At 44.4% G+C, this 1,317-nt stretch carries 1 protein-coding gene; it reads left to right on the top strand.

Going from position 1 to position 1,317, the window contains the following annotated elements; genetic code table 11:
• Positions 1–1,317 (top strand): hypothetical protein (locus GZ78_RS29785; RefSeq protein ID WP_034843453.1); only part of this gene is annotated, 1,317 nt, incomplete at both ends.

The raw sequence follows: 1,317 nt of genomic DNA, 5'->3' as shown, positions 1-1,317 counted from the left end.
CATCAGGATTACCCATAAAAAATCAGCCACCCGTATCTTTAAATGCAGTCCCAGACCCAGGTGGTGAGGAGTCACCACTGAAGCGCATTGCTTTAACTGAACCGTCTGCTCCGCATCAAGTAAAATCTCTTGCTATAAGGTCTGTAACGAATATCACTTCATTTCACAGAAGCCTCCACCAGAGTATTCTTGCAAAAGATGTAGAAAGTATCAGGCGGCAGCTTATTCCACTTCCTGTAGAGTTCAGGGCTCAACTGGGTGAGCGGAAATACCTCCATGAAGAAGAAAGAGGCAAGTACAACTTAGAGGCTGACAAGAGCTTCTCGCCTTTAACGCTGGCGCGTATTTATGGTAATGACGAGATTGTTGCGCTCATTAAGGCTCAGATGCCTGGTAGAGAGTATTACCTGAAACTTGCTCAGGACATCATCAGGGAAGACCGTCCCGACCTTATAGGCGTCATTGACCAGGGTAGCTGGGATAATATGGCCGATGCCTTAAAGTTTGCTGGCATTAATAGCCTGGAAACTGCCAGGGACATGAGCCTGAAAGTCTGCCCTCCTGTAGCTCAGTTTTATACTTGGACGGCTTTGAACGGCACCACGATTTTTAATGGAGTTAATAACACAAAATACAACTATGTTGAACGTATAAGTCAGCAAGCTGAACAAATGGCTTTGTTTGGTTTGCCAGTACTTGTTGTATTTTCTGAGTCTGACATGAGCTCCGAGCAAATTCAGGAGATGCAACGGGTATTTATCAAGCACCCTAATATCGTCACTCTGAGTCTTGAATCTAATCTGGGGTTCGATATGGCTTCAGGTATGGGGAAGTGGTACCAGGGAAAAATTGGTCTGAGCGCACGGGATAGTCTGCTGTACATGGATTGTCTCAGGCTATGCGTTGCTCACCATGTTGAGAAGACGTTAGATACTGCTTTGTCTTGCGCTAAAAGTCAGGATAAAAAAGAATTGGCTAAACGTTTGGAAATGGTAGGTAAGAGTGGCATATTTTTTTCTGATGTAGATAATGGATGGTTGCAGAGGCCATCCTATATGCTAGCCAGTGACGGTTGTTTCACTCAGCCGGCTTATTCTATCCTGTGTTCGAAAATTGTAAATTCAAAACATTGCGCTGAATCTGAGGGTAAGATTGTTGAGGAGCTCAATGTTTTAAACCAAGAACTAAGGCGAGGTTGCGGATATCCTCTCTCATGGCAAGAACCTATGGTGAGAGCAAGGCAACATTGTTATGACTATTTGGTCACCGGCAAGGCCGAGGATGATTATTATCACTTGGTAAGAAAGTATGACTCCA

This window comes from Endozoicomonas numazuensis, assembly GCF_000722635.1.
Lineage (GTDB): Bacteria > Pseudomonadota > Gammaproteobacteria > Pseudomonadales > Endozoicomonadaceae > Endozoicomonas_A > Endozoicomonas_A numazuensis.
The sequence above is the reverse complement of the archived record's forward strand: the minus strand, read 5'-3'. Positions and strand labels throughout refer to the sequence as shown.